The organism is Novosphingobium organovorum, assembly GCF_022832435.1.
Taxonomy (GTDB): Bacteria; Pseudomonadota; Alphaproteobacteria; order Sphingomonadales; family Sphingomonadaceae; genus Novosphingobium; species Novosphingobium organovorum.
Genome location: NZ_JALHLF010000232.1, coordinates 1 through 1,452 on the forward strand (window position 1 = coordinate 1; position 1,452 = coordinate 1,452).

Consider the following 1,452-nt stretch of genomic DNA (forward strand, 5'->3'; position numbering starts at 1 on the left):
AAAGCGATTGGGAATCCCTAAATTGTCACTACAGCCTAGAGCGGTTTTCGATCAGATTGCATCGGATCGACCGTTCAAGACCTTTGTTTTGACGCAATTTCTGAATCGTCAGGTGAATCCACCTGACCGGAAAATGCTCTAGCGGCGCAAAAACGCCCTTTCGGGCGCACCAGACACCAGGCCCTGCCCTCTCCCGGCCGGTTCAGCGCGAGCCAGGCAAGGCCGGTCGCCAGGCATCATGGACCCCTGACCCGCGACCAGCGCCTGGCGGGACGCAACGCTCAGTGCGCGCGGGCGGTGACGTCGAAGGCGACGGTCAGGCGCTGACCGCGCGCGAAAGGGCGGGTGCCGTGGAACAGAGTGCTCGGGAACAGCGTGAGATGGCGTTCGCGCGGGGCGATCGCCGCGCTTGGTTGCAGCGCAATTCCCTTGGGCGCTCCGCCCACTTCGAGCACTCCTATATCCGCCTCTTGCTCACCGCCATCGGGGAGAGCCAGGTACAGCGCCGAGGACAGCACGCCCTTGGGATGGATGTGTACCGTGTGGCTGCCCCCCGGCCCCAGCCGCACCGACCACGATCCGGTGATCGCCAGCCGATCCTCGCGCCGCGCCAGCAAGGGATGCGCGGGATCGAACGGGGGGAGCGCGCGGCGATAGTCTTCGACCGCCGCAGCGATGGCCTGTTCAAGCCGGCGCAGCGATGGTTCGGTGCGCGCAAAGAGCCGACCGCGGGTCTGGCTCCCCCCGCGCACCGACTGCCCCACGGGCACGAAGGATTCGTCGTGCAGGCGGTGCAGCACCGCGCCGACTTCGGCCCACTCCCGATCGCCGATCTCCAGCGGCAGCTGACGCACCAGCCCCTCCTGCCCGTGCAGCCACCGCTCGCGCGGATCGTCAAGCTGGCGCCAGGCAATCGAACGCAGGGCCCAGCCCAGAACGTGACCCGGCTGTTGCTCCAGCGCCCGCGACAGCATCGCCTCGGCCGCTTGCGGATCGCCCCGCCGGAGCCGATGCCGCCCCTCCTCGATACAGCGATCGAGCGTCACCGTGCCAAGCGAAGCGAAGTGGCGGTCGGCCCGGTCAAGCTCCCCCGCCGCGCTCGCATAAGTCGCCGCAGCAAGCACGATGGCCGGTTCATCGGGCCGACGCAGCAGCGCCTCTTCGGCGACGCGCGTGGCCTCTGCGAAGCGGTCCGCCCCGCCAAGCGCCGCACACCAGGCGACGATCAGGTCGGTGTTCTGCGGCACTTTCGCAGCGGCGGCGGCAAAGTGATCGGCATAGCCCCCGGTCTGCCCCGCCCCCGGCTCGGTGTTGAGACGCAGTTCGGCGAGAAACCGGTGCGCATCGAGCCAGGTCGGCATGTGCGCCGAAAGCTGCTCGCCGATCTGGCGGGCCGCGGCAAACTCGCCCGCCGCCTCGAGCGCGATGGCCCGGCCCAGCCACAACGCGGCG

The 1,452-nt window shown here is 68.8% G+C and carries 1 protein-coding gene; it reads right to left on the reverse strand.

Annotation, left to right across the window (positions count from 1 at the left end):
* Window positions 1-281 precede the first annotated feature (281 nt).
* A partial coding sequence (locus tag MTR62_RS20930; RefSeq protein WP_244024585.1) for a putative 2OG-Fe(II) oxygenase occupies window positions 282-1,452 on the reverse strand: 1,171 nt, incomplete at its 5' end.